The sequence below is a fragment of the Streptomyces sp. RLA131 genome, from assembly GCF_056270125.1.
Window position 1 is genome coordinate 1 of the sequence record NZ_JBWDOQ010000002.1, and the last position, 21,279, is coordinate 21,279.

The 21,279-nt window shown below is 68.7% G+C and carries 10 protein-coding genes and 2 pseudogenes; 3 read left to right on the forward strand and 9 right to left on the reverse strand.

Annotated elements, in window-relative coordinates; all coding sequences use genetic code 11:
• Positions 1–134: 134 nt before the first annotated feature.
• The 3 genes and pseudogenes from RWE79_RS00715 to RWE79_RS00725 all read left to right on the forward strand — a co-directional run bounded on the left by RWE79_RS00715 (position 135) and on the right by RWE79_RS00725 (position 4,878).
• The gene (locus tag RWE79_RS00715) at positions 135–767 is read left to right on the forward strand and encodes a phosphotransferase (protein WP_475938050.1); all 633 of its coding nucleotides are present in this window, start codon (positions 135–137) and stop codon (positions 765–767) included.
• Positions 768–801: 34 nt separating this feature from the next.
• Positions 802–3,459: pseudogene (locus tag RWE79_RS00720) on the forward strand (helicase associated domain-containing protein).
• A 166-nt stretch (positions 3,460–3,625) separates the two neighbouring features.
• Positions 3,626–4,878 (forward strand): IS3 family transposase gene (locus tag RWE79_RS00725; RefSeq protein ID WP_475938051.1). Its coding sequence is split into 2 segments (ribosomal slippage): positions 3,626–3,908 and positions 3,908–4,878, totalling 1,254 coding nucleotides; the frame shifts between segments, so codons are not numbered across the junction.
• Between the two features lie 616 nt (positions 4,879–5,494).
• On the opposite strand, the gene RWE79_RS00730 is transcribed toward RWE79_RS00725, so the two are convergent.
• From RWE79_RS00730 to RWE79_RS00770, 9 genes and pseudogenes are all read right to left on the reverse strand, one after another.
• Positions 5,495–6,649 (reverse strand): DUF6262 family protein, encoded by a 1,155-nt coding sequence (locus RWE79_RS00730; RefSeq protein ID WP_475938052.1) that lies wholly within the window; start codon positions 6,647–6,649, stop codon positions 5,495–5,497.
• Positions 6,646–9,147 carry a tyrosine-type recombinase/integrase gene (locus RWE79_RS00735; protein ID WP_475938053.1) on the reverse strand — a complete coding sequence of 834 codons (2,502 nt, stop codon included), beginning with the start codon at positions 9,145–9,147 and terminating at the stop codon, positions 6,646–6,648. Before RWE79_RS00735 ends, RWE79_RS00730 begins: the two co-directional genes overlap by 4 nt.
• Positions 9,144–10,253, reverse strand: a complete 1,110-nt coding sequence (locus tag RWE79_RS00740) for a tyrosine-type recombinase/integrase (RefSeq protein WP_475938054.1) — start codon at positions 10,251–10,253, stop codon at positions 9,144–9,146. The genes RWE79_RS00735 and RWE79_RS00740 overlap by 4 nt, the downstream gene beginning before the upstream one ends.
• A 464-nt stretch (positions 10,254–10,717) precedes the next feature.
• A pseudogene (locus RWE79_RS00745) lies at positions 10,718–12,114 on the reverse strand (IS1380 family transposase).
• Between the two features lie 263 nt (positions 12,115–12,377).
• Positions 12,378–13,556, reverse strand: a complete 1,179-nt coding sequence (locus RWE79_RS00750) for an IS4 family transposase (protein WP_475938055.1) — start codon at positions 13,554–13,556, stop codon at positions 12,378–12,380.
• A gap of 151 nt (positions 13,557–13,707) precedes the next feature.
• Complete coding sequence (locus RWE79_RS00755; protein WP_475938056.1) at positions 13,708–15,900, reverse strand: SUKH-4 family immunity protein; 2,193 nt, start codon at positions 15,898–15,900, stop codon at positions 13,708–13,710.
• Positions 15,897–20,516, reverse strand: coding sequence for a toxin glutamine deamidase domain-containing protein (locus RWE79_RS00760; RefSeq protein WP_475938057.1), 4,620 nt, complete (start codon positions 20,514–20,516; stop codon positions 15,897–15,899). The genes RWE79_RS00755 and RWE79_RS00760 overlap by 4 nt, the downstream gene beginning before the upstream one ends.
• 48 nt (positions 20,517–20,564) lie before the next feature.
• Complete coding sequence (locus tag RWE79_RS00765; RefSeq protein WP_475938058.1) at positions 20,565–20,888, reverse strand: hypothetical protein; 324 nt, start codon at positions 20,886–20,888, stop codon at positions 20,565–20,567.
• 184 nt (positions 20,889–21,072) lie between these two features.
• On the reverse strand, positions 21,073–21,261 hold the full coding sequence (locus RWE79_RS00770) for a hypothetical protein (RefSeq protein WP_475938059.1): 189 nt from the start codon (positions 21,259–21,261) through the stop codon (positions 21,073–21,075).
• Positions 21,262–21,279 lie beyond the last annotated feature (18 nt).

The window sequence follows — 21,279 nt, forward strand, 5'->3', positions numbered from 1 at the left end:
GTGGTGGGGTTACACGCGTGGTTCGGGTCGGGGATACGGTGCGCCGTCCTGCCCAGGCGTGGAGCCCGGCCGTACGCGTACTGGTGCAGCGGCTCCGAGAGGCCGGCGTGGCGGGTGTACCAGCCTGGCATGGTGTGGACGAGCAGGGCAGGGACGTCTTCGACTATCTGCCCGGCGAGGTCGGCAACTATCCGCTGTCAAAGCAGGTGCGCACTGAGTCCGCGCTGGTCTCTGCAGCGCGGCTCCTGCGGCAGTTGCATGACGCCTCGGTGTCCCTGGCCACTGAGGAATGCCTCGCCTGGCAGTTGCCGCGGATCGAGCCTGTGGAGGTCGTCTGCCACGGTGACTTCGCCCCGTACAACTGTGTCTTTGACGGCGTCAGCGCGGTCGGGGTGATCGACTTCGACGGCGCGCGGCCCGGGCCGCGGTGCTGGGACCTGGCTTACGCGCTGTACCGCTTCGCGCCGCTCACCGACCCGGCCAACCACGACGGGTTCGGTGACACCGAGCAGCAGGCGCGCCGGGCGCGTACGTTCCTGGACGCCTACGGGTGTACGCCCGCACAGCGGCGGGTGGCGCTGGCAACAGTCCCCGAGCGGCTGCGTTCGCTCGTGACCTTCATGCAGGAAGCCGCAGCCGGCGGCGACCCGAACTTCGCCCGACACATCGCCAAAGGACACGCCGACCTGTACCTGCGCGACATCGAGTACATCGTCCGCTGCAACCAACAATGGTCAGACCTGGTAATGGAAAGCGGCCAAGAATAAGAACACGCACACGGCAGCGGAAAGGCAACAAAAAATGCCTGCAATCAAACTCAAAGAACACCAGGTAGACCAGAAAACGAGTTTCCGGAAGTGGGCTGGATTTCCTACAAGGTCGCCTGTGCCCGGAGGGGGCGCGTGCCATGGGGTGTCCGCGACCGGGTCCGGTAAGACGATCACCACCGCTGCGTCTGCTTTGGAGTGCTTCCCGGACGGGCGGATTCTGGTGATGGTGCCCACGCTGGACCTGGTCGCAGAGCGCCCAGTCCTGGCGGCGGGTCGGGCACCGCACTCCGATGGTCGCGGTCTGCTCGGTGGACAAGGACGAGGTCCTGGAGCAGCTCGGGGTGCGCACCACCACCAACCCGATCCAGCTCGCCCTGTGGGCCGGGCACGGGCCGGTGGTCGTGTTCGCCACGTACGCCTCTCTGGTGGATCGCGAGGATCCCGCCGACGTCGCTGGTCGCAAGACTGTTCCTGGGCCGCTGGAATCGGCTCTGGCTGGTGGGAAGCGGATGTACGGGCAGCGGATGGCTCCGTTTGACCTGGCCATTCTGGACGAGGGGCACATGACGGCCGGGGACATGGGTCGGCCGTGGGCGGCGATCCACGACAACGCCCGGATCCCTGTCGATTTCCGGCTCTACCTGACCGCCACCCCAAGGATTCTCGCCGCGCCCCGGCCGCAGCGGGGCCGGGACGGGCGGGAGGTGGTGATCGCGTCGATGGAGGACGACTCCAGCACCTATGGCACCCGGATTTTCGATCTCGGTCTGGCGGAGGCGGTGGAACGGCCGATCCTTGCGGGTTCGAGATTGACGTGCTGGAGATCCGCGACCCTTGACCCGATCCTGGGGCTGTCGGAGGACGCGCTGCGTGGCAGGCGCATGGCCATGCTCCAGGCCGCGCTGCTGGAGCACGCGGCGCAGCAGAATCTGCACACCACCATGGTGTTCCACCAGCGGGTGGAGGAAGCTGCGGCGTTCGCCGAGCAGATGCCGCGCACGGCCGCCGAGTTGTACGCCGCTGAGGCCTCTGCGGCGGCGCTGGACGGTGCGGAGGAAATGCCCGCGTCGTCGATCGGCGCTGAGCTGTACGAGTTGGAGATGGGCCGTCATGTGCCCGCGGACCGGGTATGGGCGGACTGGCTGTGCGGGGACCATCCCATCGCGCACCGGCGTGCGGTGATCCACCGGTTCGCCAACGGCATCGACGCCCAGAACCGGCGGGTGCACCGGGCGTTCCTGTCTTCTGTACGGGCCCTCGGAGTCGGGGTCGACATCACCGGACTACGCGGGGTCGAGGCTGTGTGCATCGTCGGCCGTGCAGCTCCCAGGTCGACGTCGTCCAGAACATCGGACGCGCCCTGCGCCCCAACCCCGACGGCACGACCAAGACCGCCCGGATCATCATCCCCGTCTTCCTCCAGCCCGGAGAGGACCCGAGGGACATGGTCGCCTCGGCCAGCTACCAGCCCTTGGTCGACATCCTCCAAGCCCTGCGCTCCCACTCGGAGCGCATGGTCGACCAGCTCGCCTCCCGCGCCCTGACCCGCGGCACCGAACGTCGGCGTATCCACGTCCACCCCTCCCACACGGCCGGGGCCGGCCCGGAAAACGGGGACATGCCCGAGGAGACCAGCCAGGCACAGCACGAGGCCGACCGGGTCACCTCGGTCGTGGTCAACTTCGCCTCCCCCCGCGACGCCGCCGACATCGCCGCCCTCACCCGCTGCCGCGTCATCCGACCCCAGTCCCTCGTCTGGCTCGAGGGTTATCAGGCCCTGGTCCGGTGGCGTGCCGAGAACGAGATCACCGGCCTGTACGCCGTGCCCTATGACGTCGAGACCGAGGTCGGAACGACGAAGGCGTTTCCGCTTGGCCGATGGGTGCATCAGCAGCGGAAATCGCTGCGCGTCGGCGAACTCGGCCTCCACCGCAAGACGCTGCTCGACGAGACCGGGATGGTGTGGGAGCCGGGCGAGGAGGCATGGGAAACCAAACTCGCCGCACTCCGCTCCTACCACCGGGCCACCGGACACCTCGCACCCCGCCAGGACACCGTCTGGGGCGAGAGCGAAGTTGAGGGCCTGATGCCCATCGGGCAGCACATGGCCAACCTCCGCCGCAGGGGCGGCCTCGGCAAGGATCCACAGCGCGCGGAGACCCGGGCCGCGCAGCTCGCGGAGATCGACCCGGACTGGAACTGCCCCTGGCCCCTCGATTGGCAACGCCACCACCGTCACCTCGCCGACCTCGCCACCGACGAAGCCGGTGGAGTGCTGCCCCACATCGCACCCGGCGTACTCATGGACGGCGACGACCTCGGGCGGTGGCTCACGCGGCAAAGAGAAGCGAGCAACTGGAGACAGCTCTCCGCCGAACAGCAGGAACGGCTGACCAGGCTGGGCGTGACGCCCGCAGAACAGCTCCACCCCGGCCCCGGCGGCCAAGGGGGGTGCCGGGAAAGCATTGGGGAAAGCAGCCGCGCCTTCCACAGGGGCGTAGCCGCCCTCACGCAGTGGGTCGAGAGGGAAGGCGCAGACCGGCCTGTACCCCGCAAGGCGGTGGAGGTCTTGCCCGATGGAACCGAGACCAAGCTCGGCATCTGGTACAGCAACACCAAATCGCGCCGGGACAAGCTCGACCAAGAGCAACTGGATGCGCTGCGGGAGCTGGGCATCGACTGGACGTAAATCAAGAGGCTGGCTTCGGAAATCGTCCCAAGTTCCAGGAAGGCAAGGTGCATGGGCACCCACATGAGGCAGACTGAACTCGCACAGCTCGTTCATTGATCAGCCCCGGGGACCTCTGAACCGCCCCGGGTTCGGTAGGGACTCGATTTCATGAAAGGATCGAGTCATGGCACGACCCTCCTCCTACCCGCTTGAGCTGCGCCGCCGTGCGGTGCGCATGGTCGCCGAAGTTCTCGGTGACTACCCGAACGAGTCCGCCGCGATGAAGGCGGTCGCCGAGAAGCTCGGCATCGGCTCTACCGAAACGCTGCGCAAGTGGGTCCGCCAGGACCAGATCGACGCCGGCTCCCGTCCCGGCATCACCAGTGAGGAATCCGCACAGGTCAAGGCGTTGAAGAAGGAAGTCGCCGAGCTGAAGCGGGCGAACGACATCCTGAAGGCCGCGGCGAGTTTCTTCGCGGCCGAGCTCGACCGGCCACACCTGCGCTCGTAGCGTTCATCGACGAGCACCGGGACCGCTTCGGCGGTGTCGAGCCGATCTGCCGCGTGCTGACCACGCACGACTGCAAGATCGCCCCTTCCACCTACTACGCCCACAAGAAGCGCCAGGAAACTCCCTCCGCCCGCAGCGTGCGCGACGAGGAACTCAAAACCCTGATCCATGAGGTCTTCGAGACCAACTACCGCGTCTACGGGGCCCGGAAGATCTGGCGGGCCCTGAACCGCCAGGGCCATGCGGTGGCCCGCTGCACCATTGAGCGACTGATGCGCGAGACCGGTATCACCGGGGCTGTGCGCGGCAGGAAGGTGATCACGACCATCGCCGATCCGTCCGCGACCCGGGCCCCGGACCTGGTGGACCGCGACTTCGTCGCCACGGCCCCGAACCGGTGCTGGGTGGCGGACTTCACCCAAATCGCCACCTCCGCCGGCGTCGTCTACGTCGCCTTCGTCGTGGACACCTTCTCCCGCCGCATCGTCGGCTGGTCCGCCTCGATGTCGAAGGAGACCCAACTCGTTCTGGACGCCCTGGACATGGGCCTGTGGCAGCGCGACCGCGACGGCCGTCCGCCCGTGCCAGGCGAGCTGATTCACCACTCCGATGCCGGGTCGCAATACACCTCGTTCCGCCTGGCCGACCATCTTGACGCGGCCCGGATCGCGGCCTCGATCGGCTCGGTCGGCGACGCCTACGACAACGCACTCATGGAATCGACGATCGGCCTGTTCAAGACCGAAGCCATCAAGCCCCAGCGGCCCTGGAAGACGCTCTCGCACGTCGAGCTCGCCACCGCCGAATGGGTCGACTGGTACAACCACCGCCGACTCCACGGTGAGATAGGGCACATCCCGCCCGTCGAATACGAAGCCAACTACTACCGAGCAACCCCGAAACACCAGGTCACAGCCACCATCTGAGTTCTCTACCGAACCCGGGGCGGTTCACCTCCCGCCACCCTGGTGAGGCGCTGAACGAGACCGCCACTGGAGGACCCGCGTGCCCGGGCCGACAGGTCGCATCTCCGTCTCACAACAAGCTGCACGCTGTGCAGTCTTCCGTTCCTGGGAGGTGACGGACACACGGCGGGCGGCAGGGGCACGCTCGCTCGCCACGTGTCCAAGCCTTCAATGCTCCATCTATCTGTGCTTGCCGACGCGTTCCCCGACTACATCGCCGGGATCGCTGTGCTGCTTACGGCCGCAGCCCCCGGTTGGATCCGTGGCAAGGTCCGTAACCGCACCGACTCCGACGACCGTCCCAACTCCGAAGGAGACAGCAACGGTAGTTCCTAATCACCCTGCAGCTACTACCACCTTCCGGCGTGACACCACGTCGGCTCCACGCCGGACGGTGGTGGCCAAGCGGACAGCAAGGGCTCCACGGCCACGAGGCTGCCCGGTGGTCGAGGCCGTCCGCGAGAGTAGGGGGCGCCTGATCGGAGACGGACGACCGTGCTCCACTCAGTGGGCAGGTTCAGTTACCTCACCCGGGCCTGAACGTGGTCCCCAGCGGTGCGCCGATGGAATTGCGAGGTCAGGGATGCGGGTGGGTACGCCAGGCATGTGAAAGGGCTTCAAGATCGCTCTGGCGTTCGGCAAGGAGATCCTGGGGGCCTTGCAGGTGGCAGTCCAGGAAGTAGGTATCTTCGCGGAAAGGGATGAAGCCGATGCGGGACCACGTGTCCGCGAGCTTGACCTTGGCTTCACGGCGTCCCGTCTTGGACAACTTGCGGCCGTCGGCCGGTGCCGGCTGGCAGACGACCGCCACGCACCCTTCGGACAGGCGGCGGATCGCCGTCCCGGCAAGCACCGGCCTGAGGCCGAACCCGCGCCAGGCCGGCTCCAAGACGACGCGGTCCATTACCAGTAGATCGCCAACCGGGTGCGCGAGCGCTTCTTCGAAGTCGGGGGCCCACTCGCCGGAGTCGCGGTCCAAGACGGCCAGGCCGATGTGGGCCAGGTCGCCGGTGTAATCATCCATGGCGTGCCAGGGATGGTCGGAACCGAACATCCGTACCCTGACGAACGACATCCTGCCCACCGGCACATCCTCGAACTCCTCCAGCGCGTCTCGGTCGACATCGGCATACGCCTCCGCCTGGGCGGCCAGAGCGTCCGCGTCAATGCGGGCGTGCACCGTCCACACCTCCCGTGTCTCCTCGAAGTCGTACGGAACGACGGGATGCTCGTGGTGATCGAGGCTCGTCACCTGACGGTGAAGGGCGTGGTTGTCTTCGGTTGCCTGTCGAAGCGTGTCTTGGAGTCGCTGATTCTCTCGGGCGAGCTGGTCTAGGCGTTCGGCCAGGTCCTTGGTGCCGAGGGCGTCGAGTTGCTGTCCGAGCTGATGTCGGAGGGCTTGCCGCATCCGCTCCTTCTCTTCCCGAAGGTCTCGGACCTCCTGCCTGGCCAGTTCGAGTTCTGTGCGCAGCGTCGCGTTGGGCGTTCGGGTGTCTGCGGGTCTGGAGGCTGAGGGTTGCTGGCGCTGCTGGGCGGCTTCGATGTGTTCGCGGATGCCTTCGGTGTAGGTGAGCCAGGTGGAGACGCCGGCGGTGCGGGCGACCGCGGTGTGCGTGATCTTCTGGCCCTGTTGTTCCAGAGTGGCGAGGGCGGTGAGGACACGCTGGCGTTTGTCGAGGCTGTCGCGGCGGCGGGCCTGGACGAGGGTGTGCGCGTTGCCGCGGGGGTTCATGCCGGGTTCGTCCTCGTGATCACGGTAAGGGGCAGGAGGGTGTGGGTGCCTGCGCGTGCTTTGCGCAGGATGGCGCTGGCTTCCTCGATCTCCTGGCGTTCGGCGTCGGGGAGGGAGGCGAGTTGGCGGCGCATGCGGTCGGTTACCTGCTCGAAGGCGCTGATCTGGGCGGTGAGGGCGGTAGTGACGAATTCGGCGGCTTCCATCGCCTGGGCTGTTTCGCGGTCGGCGCGTAGTTCGTTGATGTGCTGTTCGATCACTGTGAGGTAGGAGGGGTCGGGGCGGTAGTAGCCGCAGCCCGCGCATTGGAAGCGGATGGGGCAGGAGCTGCCGCCTGCTTTGACGTTGCTGGGTTCGGTGCAGCCGCCGTAGGGGACAGCGACGGAGCGCAGTTCGTATGCGGATTCGGAGCAGGGGCTGGGTCGGCCGTGGTTGTCGACGACGTGTGCGGAGAGTTTGGTGACGGCGTCGCGTTTTCGTTTGAGGGAGACGGTGTAGTAGCGCTGGGTGGTGCTGACGGACTTGTGGTCCATCAGTTCGCGCAGGACGTCGAGGGGGGTTCCGGCGTCTGCGTGGCGTTGTGCGTAGGAGTGACGGAAGGCGTAGGCGTAGATGAGGGCCCGGTCGAAGGGCAGGGGGTTGCCGTGTACGTCGGCGCCTTCGCCGTGGAGATCGGGGATGGAGTCGACCCAGTGGCGCAGGGTCTCGCCGAGATAGCTGGTGTGCAGGTAGGGGCGGGTGGCGAGATGGGTCAGGGCGGGGAAGAGGAAAGCTGTACCGGCTGGCGGGAGGGTGGGCTGGAGCTGGTCGCGGCGAGCTCTCCAGGTACGGATGCTGTCGGCGGTGGACGTGGTGATGGGCAGGCGTCGGCGGTGACGGCGGGTCTTGTGGTTGTTCCAGATCAGGGAGATCTGGTCGTTGCGGGTCTCCAGGCAGTCCCGGGGCAGGGAGAGGACTTCCAGGGGTCGTCGCCCGGTGTCCCTGAGCAGGACGTACAGGGTGCGGTACATCAGCTGCAGGTCTGCGGGGGCGAGGGTGCGCTGGCCTCGGGCCTTGCCCTGTCCGAGGAGGTCGAGGTGGGCATCGAGCTGGCGGATCACCGGCTCGGGGATGGCTTTGCCGATCTCGTCCTCGTTGGCTTCCTCTTGTGCGATCCGGTGGGTGGCAGAGTCGCGGACGAAGGCGGCTGAGAGGTTTTCGGTGGTCCCGGAGCGCCGGCTGTAGTCGATCAGGGCGAAAAAGTGGCTCGCGATGGACATCCGGTAGTTCCAGCCGGCGGGTTCGCCGTCCAGTTTGAGCGCCGTGCGGAACGACTCGACCACAGCGGTGACGTCGTCGTAGCGCAGCCGTGCGGGGTCGTCGCTGCCCGGGCGGGGCGCGAGGGCCCGGGAAGCGAGCTCCACCCCGCGCAGCGTGCGGCCGAACTCGTCCGCTCCGGGGCGCTGCTGAACCGTCCAAGTGCGCAGCAGATCGCGCAGCCAGCGTTGCTTGATGGTGCGCAGGTCGACGGTCTTGGGGGTTCTGATTCCCGCCGGTGTGCGGGACCGCTGGCCCAGCGCGCGCAGGTCCAGGATGTCGTCCTTGGCCGGCGCTGTTCCGGTGTATTCGGCGTGGGCGGCCTGGACCGCGGTGCGGACGCGGGTGAGGAGCCTGAGGACGGCGACGTTGGAACGCGGGCACATCTGCTCGTCGGTGACGGCACTGACGAGTGTGGCGGTGCCGGCAAGGTCGCGGACCATGCGGCGGACCTGAGAAGGCTCGAAGATCCGCAGCCAGGGTTCTGCGTGCTGCAGGCCGTAGAGGACCTCAAGGCGCAGCGGCTCGGGCAGAGGGAGGAGGCTGAACTGGTGCGGGGCGAGGTATGGGGGCTGCTGCGCAGCCCACGGGGCTGCCAGGGCGTCGGGGTGGGAACGGCGGTGTTCGCGGAAGCGCTTCGCGTGGTGACGGCACAGGCCCCGGCCGTAGAGGGCCGGAAGCGGGCAGGCGGGCGCTGGACAGGCTGGGGTGTCGGTGTAGGGGGCTGTGGTGTCTTCCCACCGGCCGGGGTGCTTCCGGCGGGTGTGGGTCTTCCACTGGGTGTAGTGCGTGAGGCACAACTGCCTGCAGTGGCGTGGGCGGACACAGCGCTGCCCGTCCTTACTGAAGCCGCATTGCTCCGGGACCCCGCCGAAAGAGACCCGGTTGCGTTCGGGCACGAAGGTGCGGGCGAACTCCTCGGCGGGCTGGAACGACGTCTTCTGTTGTTCCTTGCAGAAGGGGCAGAAGATCCCTGCTGGGGAGACCACGGTGTCGCACACGTTCGTGCGGCACAGCGACACCGAGCTCCGCGGCTCATGGACGCTGCCGGTAAACAGCCAGCAGTCCGTCCGCCACTCGGTAGGCCGCCAGACGGGGTCCAGGCGAGCCCTCAGCCACGGCCCCCACCCTGCCACGTCGGAGTCCGGCGGGACAGCGGTGCGCGGTGCGGGTACCAGTGCGGTCACGGAGGTGAGGCTCACGGATATTCCTTGAGGGAGTCGACGTGCTCGACGGCGGCGCGTGCCTCGGCGTCGTCGACATGGCGGTAGCGCTCCATCGACAGCGGTGAGGCGTGGCCCAGCAGCCGCTGCACCACATCCCGGTCCACTCCGTCGCGCAGCCATCGGGTCGCCGCCGAGTGACGCAGCATGTGCGGGCGGCACGCATGCCCCGCGGAACGGGCCAGGCGGTCGAACATCTCCTTGGTGTTCGGGTACGACATGGCGCCGCCCAGCGGTGGGCGGAACAGGTTCACGAAGACCATCTCCGACTCCGCGGCCTGGTCCACCCGGTCCCGCTCGAACTGATAGTCCGTGTACAGCGCGACCAGCTCGGCGGTGACCGGCACCATGCGGGAGAAGCGGGACTTCGCCAGGGCCCGGTTGGGGTTGTCGGTGCGGCGGCAAACATGCACGTGAGGGCCTTCGACCCCACAGCCCACCGCGCGCGAGGAGGCCAGCAGGTGCATATCGCCACGGTGCAGACCGAGCGCCTCACCGATCCGCAGACCGGTACAGGCCAGCAGCGCTACCAGGAATCGGTCCCGCGCTCTCGGGGCGATGGTGATCATGTGGCGGATCTGCTCGTCGCTGAGGTCCTCGTAGCCCGGCTCAGCGATCCTGAACCGGAATGAGGCTGCCTGCACCTCGCGTCGCTGGCCGAACTCGCCTGTGTCGTAGCCGGGTGGAGTGAAGCGCAGCAGTTTCGGCTCCGACAGCAGGGCGGTCGTGGAGGCCGGCACCCAGCCGTGCGTCGCGCCGAAGCGGAGGAACTCCGCCACCGCTGTCATCACCGCGTTCGCCGTCGCCCGGGAACGGAACCGGCTCGGCCCCGGCCGGGCCTCACCGCGGCGGGACGGCAGAGGTGCCTCGACGAGCCACTGCTGCAGCCCGGCAAGCCCGAGGAAGCCCGGCGTCTTCCAGTCCAGTCGCCGCATCAGGCAGTAGTTCAGGTAGAGGGCGACTCTGCCGGCGTAGACGCGCTCAGTGTTCGGCGAGCAGTCCCGGGCCCGCAGCGAAGCAAGACAGGCCACCGCCTCGGTCTGCAGGCCGTAAGTCCGGGAATCGACCACCACCCACCGGGTCACGCCCGTTGCCGGAGAGACAGCCCGTTCCCCTACGTAGATCCGTTCCACGTGCCGAACGTAACCACCACTCCCCCACCCCCACCCCGCAGTTCACCCGACACCATCCCCGCAGGTGACAACCCAAACAAACATCCCTCACACCCGAACCACCCCTAGATAAAGGGCCTGCGGGCCCACGACGATCGCCTCGCAGCCCGGCATCGACCCGGGCCCCGGCTACGACGGCCTGATCTGGGCTCAGCGCGCCGCTGTCGAAGGATTCGTCACCGACCACGACCTGCTGCGTCGACTGGTCGACGCAGCCAGGACTGCGGACCTGGAGTTAGCCTCGGCGTTTCAGTTGTGGCTGCTGGGCGGTTGAGCGAGGTCGTTTGAGGCCGTGTCCGCCGGTGGGCATGGTGAGGGCCCGGCGCGGGGTCGGGTTCTCCGAGGTCCTTGAGTCGAGGGTGGGCGGGGACGGCGAGTCAGCTGGGGGGCAGTGCGGCCAGGCGGTGGAATGCGGCGGCGAGTTCATGTCGCCAGGGCCAGGTCGCCGGTATCCGAAGGCGGAGGCGGAGGCCACCCCGGGTGATCCGGGCGGCGACGTGCAGGATCCGGTAGCGGAGTTTCTTGGGTTCGGCAGTCGCGAGTTCGCCGTCCAGCAGGAGGACGCGGGTCCAGGCGAGGAGGCCGATCGCGGCGAGGCTGAGTTCGAGCCAGGCGGCGTTGACCGGGAAGCGGCGGGAGGGAAAGCGTCCGAAGCCAGTGCCCTTGCCGCACCGGATGCGGTCCTCGACGGTGGCGTGTCCGCGGTGGCGGACCTCCAGGAACTGGGCCGAGCCGGAGGTGAACGGGGTGTCGGTGAGGAAGATCTGGTGCCGCAGGCCCTCGTCCTGGTCGAAGAGCGAAAGTTGGACTCCGGGGTGGGGACGTTCGCGGCGGACGATGATGCGGGTGCCGGCCGGGTAGCCGGCGAGGTCGGTCATGCCGGTGAGTTCGGCGACCTCGGCGGACGCGCGGAGGGTGCCGCCCTGGTCCAGGGCGGGTGCCAGACCTGCTCGGGCAGGGCCCGGATCGCACGGCGGACCGGTTCGGTGACCGCGTATCCCACCGAGAAGAAGGTGCGGATTCCCCGTGTCCGCAGGTCCCGGACGTGGGTGAGGAAGGCTTTCGCGGATCCGGCGCTGTCGGTGCGGACGAGGATGTCGGTGCCGTGCCGGTGGGCGTCGGGGATCTGCGCGAGAGCGTCGTCCAGCACCGCGATGTGATCCGTGGCGGTGTTTGCTCCGGCGTTCCCGGGCCGCAGCCGCCCGGACATGCCCTCGCCGGTGTTGGCCAGGAAACACAGCAGGGGATGGAAGCCGAAGCCGCCCCTTCTAGGTGGGTGCGGCCGCCTCTTTCTCGGAGTGGCAGGTGATCAGCGTGGCGTCGATGTCCAGGATCAGCCCGGGCAGTTCCCGTCCGCCGGCTTTCGCCGCCGGTATGCCGCAGCGGGCTTCGGATGCCTGCAGCCAGGCCACTTCCCTGGCCTGAGCCCGGGCTGAGCGCAGACGGTCCAGTACACGTTCGTCGACATTGGCCAGCAGCCGCCAGGCAGTCGGCATCGAGGCGACCGGGCCGAACACCTCGCCCTGGTCCCGCAGCACGGCCAGATCCGCGATCGCCTCGCCGCCATCCGCCACCATCACCGCGAGATCAGTGGCGATCCGGCCCGGGTCATCACCAGTACCGCGTGGCCGAAGTGGACTCAACGCGGTGGAGTACGAGCTGATCAGCCCGGTGGCATCGGCAAGATCAGCCAGTAGCCGCGCACGGCGCGACCAACCACCCCCGCACCGTCAGCAGAGACATGGAGCTTGGGACGCGAACCGATACCCTGCATGTAGAAAGTGCCTTCCGCCTGGACCGACCGAACCCCTAGACACAATGCCGTTGCGTTACGGGCTTGCGGGCTGGGGTCTTGTGATGAGGACCGCTTGAGGTCCGGTGCGGGTCGGCTGTGGCCAGGAACGGTGTTCAGTTCGCTTGAGGCGGTAGTTGGACATCTTGCGTTTCACCACGCGGGGCTGGCTGCGGAGGCGTCTGACGGGCAGGAGCCGTTCCAGGAGGTCCTGCTCGAGCATCACCAGTGCTCTGACCAGGAGGTCAGGGGGAAAAACTGCCCGGCGTGACGGTCACGCTGCGCCGGGCAGAGCGCAGCGTTTCGGTGAAGGAGACCCGGTCAGGGTCCAGGCCACGGGTGGCAGCCGTTCTCAGCATGAGTTCCCGCAGAGCGTGGTGGACCAGCAGGTGTGCCCAGATCTGCTGGTGAACACCGTCGGGTGTTTTACTGCTGAGCACGACGCGTGCGCCACGCTGATGGGTTTTGATCTCGGCGAAGACGGACTCGATCTCCCAGCGTTCGCGGTAGAGCGCGGCCAGCTGCCGGGCAGGATACCGTCGGGCGTCCAGCAGGCTGGTGACCAGGCGATAGTCGTCGGTCTCACCCTCACCGGCCCGGTCCTTGAGCCGGTAGGCCAGGACACGGACCACAACCGGCTCCTTGCGGGCCGGGCCGCCGCTCGCTCTGATGTGTGAGAGCCATGACCCGTCGCGGAACTGTTTGGTGACGGGCAGGACGCGGTTGGCGGGCACCCGCCACAGCAGGTCGGCGCCGGTGGCGGTGAACGCCTGCCACAACGGGACGCCAAGGAACCCACGGTCGGCCAGGACCAGCTGACCTGGGCCGGTCGAACGCGGCAGGCGGCCTACCAGAGTGACTTCCCCGGTGCGGCAGCCGGCCAGTTCCGCGTCCAGCACCGCATGGCTGCCGATCTCCACCAGAGCTGCCATCCGCACTTGCGGAAACGCGCTCCTGCCCGACCCGCGGCCACTGCCCGGACGTCCGAAGGCAGTCTCGTTGGCTTCACTGTCCGCGACGTCCCAGCACGTGCCGTCGACGGCGAGCAGCCGCAAGCCCCGCCAGAACGCGCCGGGCGTCGCCTCGGTCGCCATCGGCTTCGCGGTCGTGGCGAACAGCACCCGCAGCGGCTCGGAGCCCAGCCGCTGCCGGGCCCTGAACAGCGAGGACTTCGCCGGAACACGCCAGTTGCCCAGCAGCCCCGAGCCCCGCAAGCCCTCGACGAGATGGCGCATCACTTCCAGATACGGGGCAGGTGAGAACAGGGCCAACGCCAGCACGAAGTACACCACCAGCCGCGCGGGAAGCAGCCGCTGACGTCGCTCGGCACGGCCGCACGCCGTCACCACCCGGTCCACCAAGCCTGGCGGATACACCCAGGTCAACAGGCCGAGACCCGATAAGTCAGACACACTCGCAGCCATCCGAACCACCCCCGGGACGAACTGCCAAGCACAGTACGCCTACAGCAAAGGCAACGGCATTGCCCCTAGACAAGGTTCATCGTCCCACGCTCAGAAGGCACTTTCGCGTTCCCGCCCATGATCCGGACGGACCCCAAGTGAAAGCCCGGGGCTAATCGTTGTGGAAGACATACGACCAGGCCGGCGCGTCGCCGCCCGTGTTGTCGACGACCCAAAGGGCGCCCAGCACGTGCTGGGTCAGCAAGTACGTCTCGTCATCGTCCTCGATGGCCGCCTTGGTGCGCAGCCCGGTGATCCACAGAGCCACCATGGTGAGGAAGTTCTCCAGACCGCACGCCGCTGGAAGAGCCGCAAGGTGCCCTTCCTCGGGCTCGGTGGGGATCCGCAGTACGTGACCGGTGGGGCCGTCGACGACAAGTGCACCGCCCATCCACCAGCCGATCTGGAGGAAGGGGCCGGTCTCGTCGGGGGCCTCGATGCCCGGGTCCGAGGGCCAGGGAACTTCGGCGAGGACGTCGAAACCGTGATCGCCCGAAGGCGAGATTCCCAGCCCCCACTGGTCGTCCATGTCGGGCAGGCCGAACCGGGTCAGGGTGCGCCGCGCCGCGTCGTCGCTGAGCGTGGCGGGGAGCTCGTCGGCGGCGAAGACACGGATCGCGTCGGGTCCGTAGATCTCGGCGAGGTCGGCCGGGCCGGGCGGCGGGGCGTCCACGGGGGTGGTCTCGTCGGCGGCGGCGTACGGGCCGGAAAGCGGCGCGGTGTTCGGGGAGTTGAGGCCGGTGAACTCCGTCCCGTTGGCAGGTTCGACGGCGAAGACGCCGCCGGTGCCGCCGATGATCACCAGTTCGCCGACCGCGAGGGGAGGGCTGGGGAGCAGAGCGTGGTGGACGTCCTTGCCGTCGGGCACGGCGTCGTCGAGGTCGTCGAAGGTGACGGGCCCCTGGCCGTCGTGTTCCGAGCCGGGCGGCCAGGTCAGATCGGCGTGGTGTTCCGCCGGGATGTCCCCGCCCTCCCACGGGCCTGCGAGCAGCTCACCGGTGGCCAGGTCCCGGATGGTCATCTGCTCCGTCCAGCTGTGGAGGCCTGCCACGGCGGGGCGCCCCTGCCAGCGCACCTCGGCCAGCCCGTCCGCTCCTGGCAGGAGGTAGCGCAGGTGGTAGCCGCCCGGCGGGCGCCACTGCGTCCACTTCGCCTTCCAGGGCAGCTCCAGCCCCGAATCGGCGATCGCGGCGGCGAAGGCGTGGTCGTTGCGGGCGGTGGCCATCAGCTGGAGCCAGGACGCCCATTCGGTCTGCCGCGGCGGGATCACCCCGTACGGCCACAGGTACATCGCGTCGGCGGCGGCCGTGTTGCCGGGGGCGGCCCCGAAGCCGGGGGCGGCGTTGCGCGCGGCGTCCATCAGCGAGGTCTGCGGGATGTACGCCACAGTGCCGCCGTCGGCGAGGAGTTCCTCGAAGCGGCCGGCCTGGACGGCGTGCATGGCCAGTGCGGCGGCGGCGTACTCCCCCGAGGGCCCGGCGGCCGGCCAGCCTTCGGCGTGGCGCAGCTGTGGTGCGAGGGCACGGAGCCGGTCCAGCATGCGCTCGCCGACCCCCGTGACGACCTCGGGCTCGGTCTGCTCGCGGATCGCCTCGGCCAGGCCCTCATCCGCGAAGGCCACACCGCTCTCGTGGACGGCGAACCACTGCGGCGACTGCTCGACAAGCCGGCTCAGGGCCTCCTGGTCCTGGTCTTCGAGCCCCAGTGCCAGAGCGAGTTCCGCCCACAGATCCAGCGGTACGACCCGTGCCTCGGCGAGGGCCAGGGCACGCAGCGCCTCCGGGATGCCCTGGCGCGGCTGGCCGGTGCCCATGCCCGTGCCGGTCACCTGAAGCCCGGTGCCGGACGGCTCCAGCAGCACGGTCGTCCGCAGCTGGGCCACGACGTGCAGGCCCTCCGGGGTGCACAGGGCGGGCAGAATCCCGCGAAGGAGGCGCTCCGGCTCGTACGACCGCCGCGTCCCGCCCATCCGGTGCACGCAGGACAGCAGCACGAGCCGGCGACCGGTCAGCTTGCGCATGTCCCTCAGCCAGTTGGAGCCGCCTGCCGCGCCGGGGTCGACGCCCACCAGCTCCGACACCCTCCGCAGTACCGCCTCGCACGTCAGCCCGGTCACATCGAGCAGGACGCTGTCCGGAACCCCGTCGTGTACGCGGTCCAGGACCGTGCGCCCGTCGCCGAGCCCGTCTCCGTCCACCAGGTGTGTCCACTGCTGGCCGGGCGTCCCGTCGTGCCACCGCTGGAGGAGCCGGTCGGCGGCCTCGTCCGGTGACGTCGGTTCGAGCGCCGCTTCCGGGTCGGTCATATGGGTCGGTCCTTCCGGCGCGGGTCAGACGGCGTTGCGGGGCGAGGATACCTGGAGGCCTGGGTCTTGGCCCACAGCTCGGCGACCGCGTTGAGGTGGTGGTTCATCTCGTCGGCCATGAGCTTCTCGCTCGGCGTCCTGACCTCTTTGACCTGTCTGCTGATCTGGTCGGGCGTCAGCTGCTTGTTCCCCCCGCGAAGCCGCTTCCTCTCTGCCTCTCGGGCGGGCCGACCGGCCGTGTCCGTACGGTAGGTCGTCGAGTAATAGACAGGGAGACCCTTCGTCCGCTCGTTCAGCAGGGCGGAGCAGTGTTGGTGCCCGTCGCCCTTGCCGCAGGGTTCCCGCTCCGTGTACAGCCCCGCAATCGTGTACGGACTCTCGCTGGCGGTCACCTTGCTCGCGTTGAGCCGGTCCACCCACTCCAGCAGGTGCCGTTCGGAGTGCCGTGGCGAATACGCATTTCCGCCTGCGGGAAACGAGGCGTCCACCACGTAGGTACTTTTCCCCTGGCCGTCCATCACCTCGACCACGGCATAGTTCCTGCCCGTGAAGTCGGGGGTGTGACCGTTGGCGTCGGCGAGCATCTTCTTGATGTCGCTTGCTATGAACGTGGCTTTGGCATTCTTTTCGCGACGCTGCTTGAGGTCGGTCAGGGCAACCTCGGCAGGGCTGCCCTTCTGGCGGTGCTGCGGCGGGACTGCGTCCGTGGCCTCCGCGCGGTCCTTCGCCACCGCCGATCCGTGCTCGACGGTAGTGATCGGGTTTGGACGCGCCGGCTTCGTCTTGGTCGGCAGGAGATCAGGCGCACCCTTGTATGCGCTCTCACCATCCCGGGGCGACTCCGGGCTGCGGCCCACGCCCTGGTTTTCGTGGAAGACCTGGCTCATCCGGGCCAGGGTGGCGACGACCGCCATTCGCTGGCCATCGTTCATGCTGGCGAAGTCCGGTCCCAGGATATTCTTCAGCTGGGTTTCCGTGAACGCGGTCGACGGGATGGTCGCGTTGGGGGGCGCTGTTCCGTCCTTCTGCGCCTGCCTGGCCGCGTCAGCCGCGGCCTTCTGGGTGCCCGCATCTTGCAGAAGGGTCTTCAGCTTGCCCTCGTCGGCCCACACCCGCATTCGGTCGTGCACCGGGTCGAGGTCGATCCGGTAGACCGGGCTGTCCGCGCGGAGCATGACCTGCTCGTCGTCGGGACCCAGGTTGGCCTGCGGGTCGATCGGCGTTTCAAAGTCCGGAAGCGATTTGTTGCGTTCCTCGCGGGTGCTATCCGCCGAGCCCGCCGGAGTCTGCGTTGCCTGGGAGTCGTCCGAGAGTTGCGAGTCCTGCCTCGCCGGGGGCAGGGGGTGATCGAATTCGGAATCATCCTTGACTTCGGATTCATCGTCGGATCTGGAGTCATCCTCGACTTCGGATTCATCGTCAGATTTGGAGTCATCCTCGAATTCGGAGTCATCGTCGGATCTGGAGTCATCGTCGGCTTCGAGATTGGCGTCGCTGTCGGGTCCTGGGGAGCCGACGGCATCGATGTCCCTGGGATCTTCGGCGTCCATCTGGTCGGGATCGTCGGGGTCCATCATGGGTCTCTTGGCGCTGCGGCCCTCCTCTCGGTCCGTGTCGCTGCTCTCGTCGGATATCTCCACCCGGTTGCGCTTGTCACCTCTGGCAGCGGGAGTGGCATCCGGGCGGCGCTCCGTGGTCGCAGAACGGCTGTCGGGGCGGTTGGAGCCGGCGGCCGGGCTCGTGGGCACAGGCGCGACGGGGCGGCGGTCGCGGTTGAGGGGGACCGCGAAGACGCCGTTGTCGCCGTTGTGGAGGGGGGTGCTGGAGCGCTGGCCGGTCTGGGAGTCGATGTAGGTGATGTCGCCGTTGTGGTTGACGGCGTTCCAGGCGTGGGCGCGGCCGTTGGAGTCGGAGGTGATGATGACGGCCTGTGAGCCGTGGCCGGAGTCGCGGAGGGTGGATTCCAGGTTGGTGAAGGCGTCGCGGCCGTTGCCCATGTCGGAGAACTGTGCGCCGAGGGTGTTCTCGATGCGGTCGCGGCCTCCGGTCTCGCCCCGGTCGGAGGGGTTGCCGTCGGCGTCGGTGTCGGGGGTGCGGGAGGCGGCGGCGGTGGGGTTGCCGGAGTAGGTGTCGACGGTGGAGAGGGCGGTGTCGACGCAGTTGTTGTTGCGGCCCGGCTCGCCGGGGTCGGTGCCGTTGATGTTCTGCGTCCAGGACCCGTCGATGGGGTCGGGGTGCCGGACCGGGTTGCCGTTCTCGTCCCGGGGGACGCTGGCTTCCAGGTTGTGCTGGTCGTCGGGACGCGGACCCTCTACGCCACCGGGCTGGCCGTAGGGGCGGGAGTCGGAGGCCGGGCGTGGGGGCGCCTGGGGGGTGCCGCCGGGCTGGTTCTGCTGGGGGTGGCCGGTGGACTGCCCCGGGATGGTGGCGTGGACGTGGACGGGCGGCGGGACCGTGTGCTGGCTCTGCGAGTTGGCCGGGTTCTGCGAGTTCGGCGGACCCGACGGCGGTTGCTGGCGGTTGCCGGTGTCGGCCGCGGGCCGGTCGGGCGACTTCTGGGCCGGGGACTGCGTGGACGGGGTCTGCGGAGTGCCCGGCGTGGGCGTCGCGCCGGGCGTGGGCGTCGCGCTCGGCGGAGCGTTTCGGCCCAGGGTACCGCTGGGTTTCGCCGGGGTGGTTGTGCTCGTGCTCGCACCCGAGTTGGAGCCGGAGCCGGTGCTGGGGGTGGTGCCCGGGGTCGAGGACGGTGTCGAGTTCGTCGTCGGCGTCGCGGCCGGGGTGGCGCCCCGGCTCGGCGTACCCGTACCCGTACCCGTACCGGTGTTGGAGCCGCCGGTCGGGTTGGGGCGCGTGACCGGGGTGCTCGCCGGGGTGGGAGTCCGGGTCGGCGTGGAGTTGGACGACGACGGGGAGGCGGTGCCGGTGGCCGTCATGCTCGGGCCGCTGAGCGGGGAACCGCCGGCGGGGGTCGCCGTCGGCGTGCTCGGGCCGTTGGTGGCCGGCCGGGAGGAGGGGGCGGGGCCGACGCTGTCCAGGTTGGGGCTGGAGGGCATGCCCGAGTTGGGCGACTGGGACGCGTGGCTCGTGGAGCCGGAGTCCGGGCTCTGGTGGCCGGGGGTGTAGGTCTGGCTGAGGTCGGGCCCGGTGAAGCTGTCGGAGACCGTACGCACGGAGGAGGAGTCGGACGCCCCCGTGGAGTGCGAAACAGGCGTGTGCGTGGTCGAGTTGGGCCCGGAGAGCGAATCGGCGGACGGCGTGCGCTGGATGGGGGACGACACCGGTCCGTCGCCGGGGCCGGGACCCGCGCCGGAGCTCGGGGCCGACGTGCCCGGGTCCGCCGTGGCCAACGGCGGGTCGAACGGGCTGGGGGCGTACCCGCCGGGGGTGTTCGCGGCGGCCGGCGACGGCGTCGTGGAGCTGTCCTGGGTGCTCGCGGCGGCCGACGGCGTCGTGGAACTGTCCGGGGTGTCCGACGGCAGCGGGGAGGGGTTCGAGTCGGATCGGGCGGGGGCGTTGTCCGGCGTGGGGGTGGTGGAGGGCGTCGAGTCCGGGGTCGTCGTGCTGGGGGAGCCGGAGGGGTTCGAGGAGCCGTCGCCGTTGCCCGGGGTCCCGTTCGGCGACGTGGACGTCGTGGACGTGGACGTATCGGCATGGCTGGTGGTGCTCGGGCCCGCATTCGTGTTCGTGTTCGCGTTCGCATTCGAGCCCGAACCGCTGTTCGGTCTCTCACTCGTGCTCGGACTCGCATTCGAACCGGTCGACGACGAGGACGAGTCCGGGCTGTCATTGCTTCCGCCATTGCCATCGCCGCCGGGGCTCGCGCCCCCGCTGTCGCCGTCCCCGTCGTGCCCGTCCCCGTGCCCGCTGCTCGACCCGTGGCCGGCCGCGTTGTGCACGTGGTGCCCGGCCCGCTCCCCGAGGCCGTCGCGGAGGCCCTCGCCGATCGTCTGCGGGGTGTTCTTGATCTGATCCACGGCGGCGTCGGTGCCGGTCTTGATCGCCTGGCCGACGTCGATGCTCGTCTGGGCACCGAAGCTGACGTTCAGGGACTGGGTGATCAAGTTGGTGATCATCGCCTCGACGGCGGAGATCGCGGGCTCCTTCATGGCCTCGACGACCGCCTCGATGAGGGCGTCCTTGAGCTCTTTCAGGATCCGGCGCACGATCAGCCGTGTCGCCTGAGTCGCCCCGGCGACCGTCAGTTCGGACAGGCCGAAGCTGAACGGGGCGGCGGCCTGGGCCGCGATGATCTCGGAGGCGAGGATGGCCAACTGGACGATCACCGCGGCTTTGGCCGCGATCACGATGGCCGCCGCCGCGTCCAGCACGCCGGCGACGACCAGGGCGACGGTCTGGGCGTCGTCCAGGTACCCGGAGCCGTTGCCGGAGAACTTGTCCCAGGTGTCCTTGAAGCCGTCGATCGAGTCGCCGTAGTTCTCGGACATCACATTGCCGGCCGAGGTGACGCCCGCGTACTGGATCTGCTGCACGTCCGAGGCGAACTGCCGCCAGTGGTCGGCGGACTCGATGAGCTTGTCCTCGTCCGCCATCGGCCAGTCCATGCCGAGCATCTCGTTGAGAACCCACTCAAGCCAGTCCGGCAGCATGATGGACATGCGGTAACTCCCCCGTGGTGTGCTGTGTTGCGCTGGGAAACCGAGAAATCAGACGGCGACGTTCGGCGACTTGAACTGCTCGATCGACGTGCCCTGGACCTGTTCGTCCGCCTGCTCCTGCTGCATGAGGGCGTTGGTGAACGACTCGTTGGAGTCATGGTTCTGGCCCATGGTCTGCAGGGCGTCGCCGATGGCCCCCAGCTTGGTCGAAAGATATTCCATCGACTGGTACATGCCGTCCCGTACGCCGGTGTAGACGACGCCGAACTTCTCGCCGATGTCGTCATCGCCCCACGGAGGCGTGCCGTCCCCCTCCAAGCGGGTCAGGTTGTCCTGGAGACGGGTCAGCGCGTCGCTGAAGGACTGACCCATGCTTGTAAAGTTGGAGCCCTCCGAGTCGAGAACGTCGGTTGCCGTCTTGAGTCCGCCCTGTGGCACAACTCCCCCTCTGCGTAAGGTGATTGCGGTTGCGGTCGGTACTGGCGCACCGGCAGTTCACCGACGGTGCGGCAGCGCCGTCGGCGCGTGCATGTCACAGATTTACTCTGGGTACCGTTCAGGATTCCGCGTTGAATCGGTGGATCGCTGGACCGCCAGATCGTCCCCCGGCGCGAACGCGGGCGCAGTGGGTGGGGTTGCCACGGAGAGTGCGCAGGCCCTTGTGGAACTGGACGGCCTGGACCGGGTCCTTGGCGTCCTCCATCAGGTCGTCGGCGACCTCGCGCGCATCGCGCTCGATGCTCATGGGTGCGCCCCCGTCTCA

What these genes read in the sequence shown, in the direction of transcription:
- RWE79_RS00730 (WP_475938052.1), bottom strand. Translation starts at nt 6,649, where the DNA reads ATGAACCCCCGCGGCAACGCGCACACCCTCGTCCAGGCCCGCCGCCGC.
- RWE79_RS00750 (WP_475938055.1), bottom strand. Translation starts at nt 13,556, where the DNA reads ATGGCTGCGAGTGTGTCTGACTTATCGGGTCTCGGCCTGTTGACCTGG.
- RWE79_RS00755 (WP_475938056.1), bottom strand. Translation starts at nt 15,900, where the DNA reads ATGACCGACCCGGAAGCGGCGCTCGAACCGACGTCACCGGACGAGGCC.
- RWE79_RS00760 (WP_475938057.1), bottom strand. Translation starts at nt 20,516, where the DNA reads ATGTCCATCATGCTGCCGGACTGGCTTGAGTGGGTTCTCAACGAGATG.
- RWE79_RS00765 (WP_475938058.1), bottom strand. Translation starts at nt 20,888, where the DNA reads ATGGGTCAGTCCTTCAGCGACGCGCTGACCCGTCTCCAGGACAACCTG.
- RWE79_RS00770 (WP_475938059.1), bottom strand. Translation starts at nt 21,261, where the DNA reads ATGAGCATCGAGCGCGATGCGCGCGAGGTCGCCGACGACCTGATGGAG.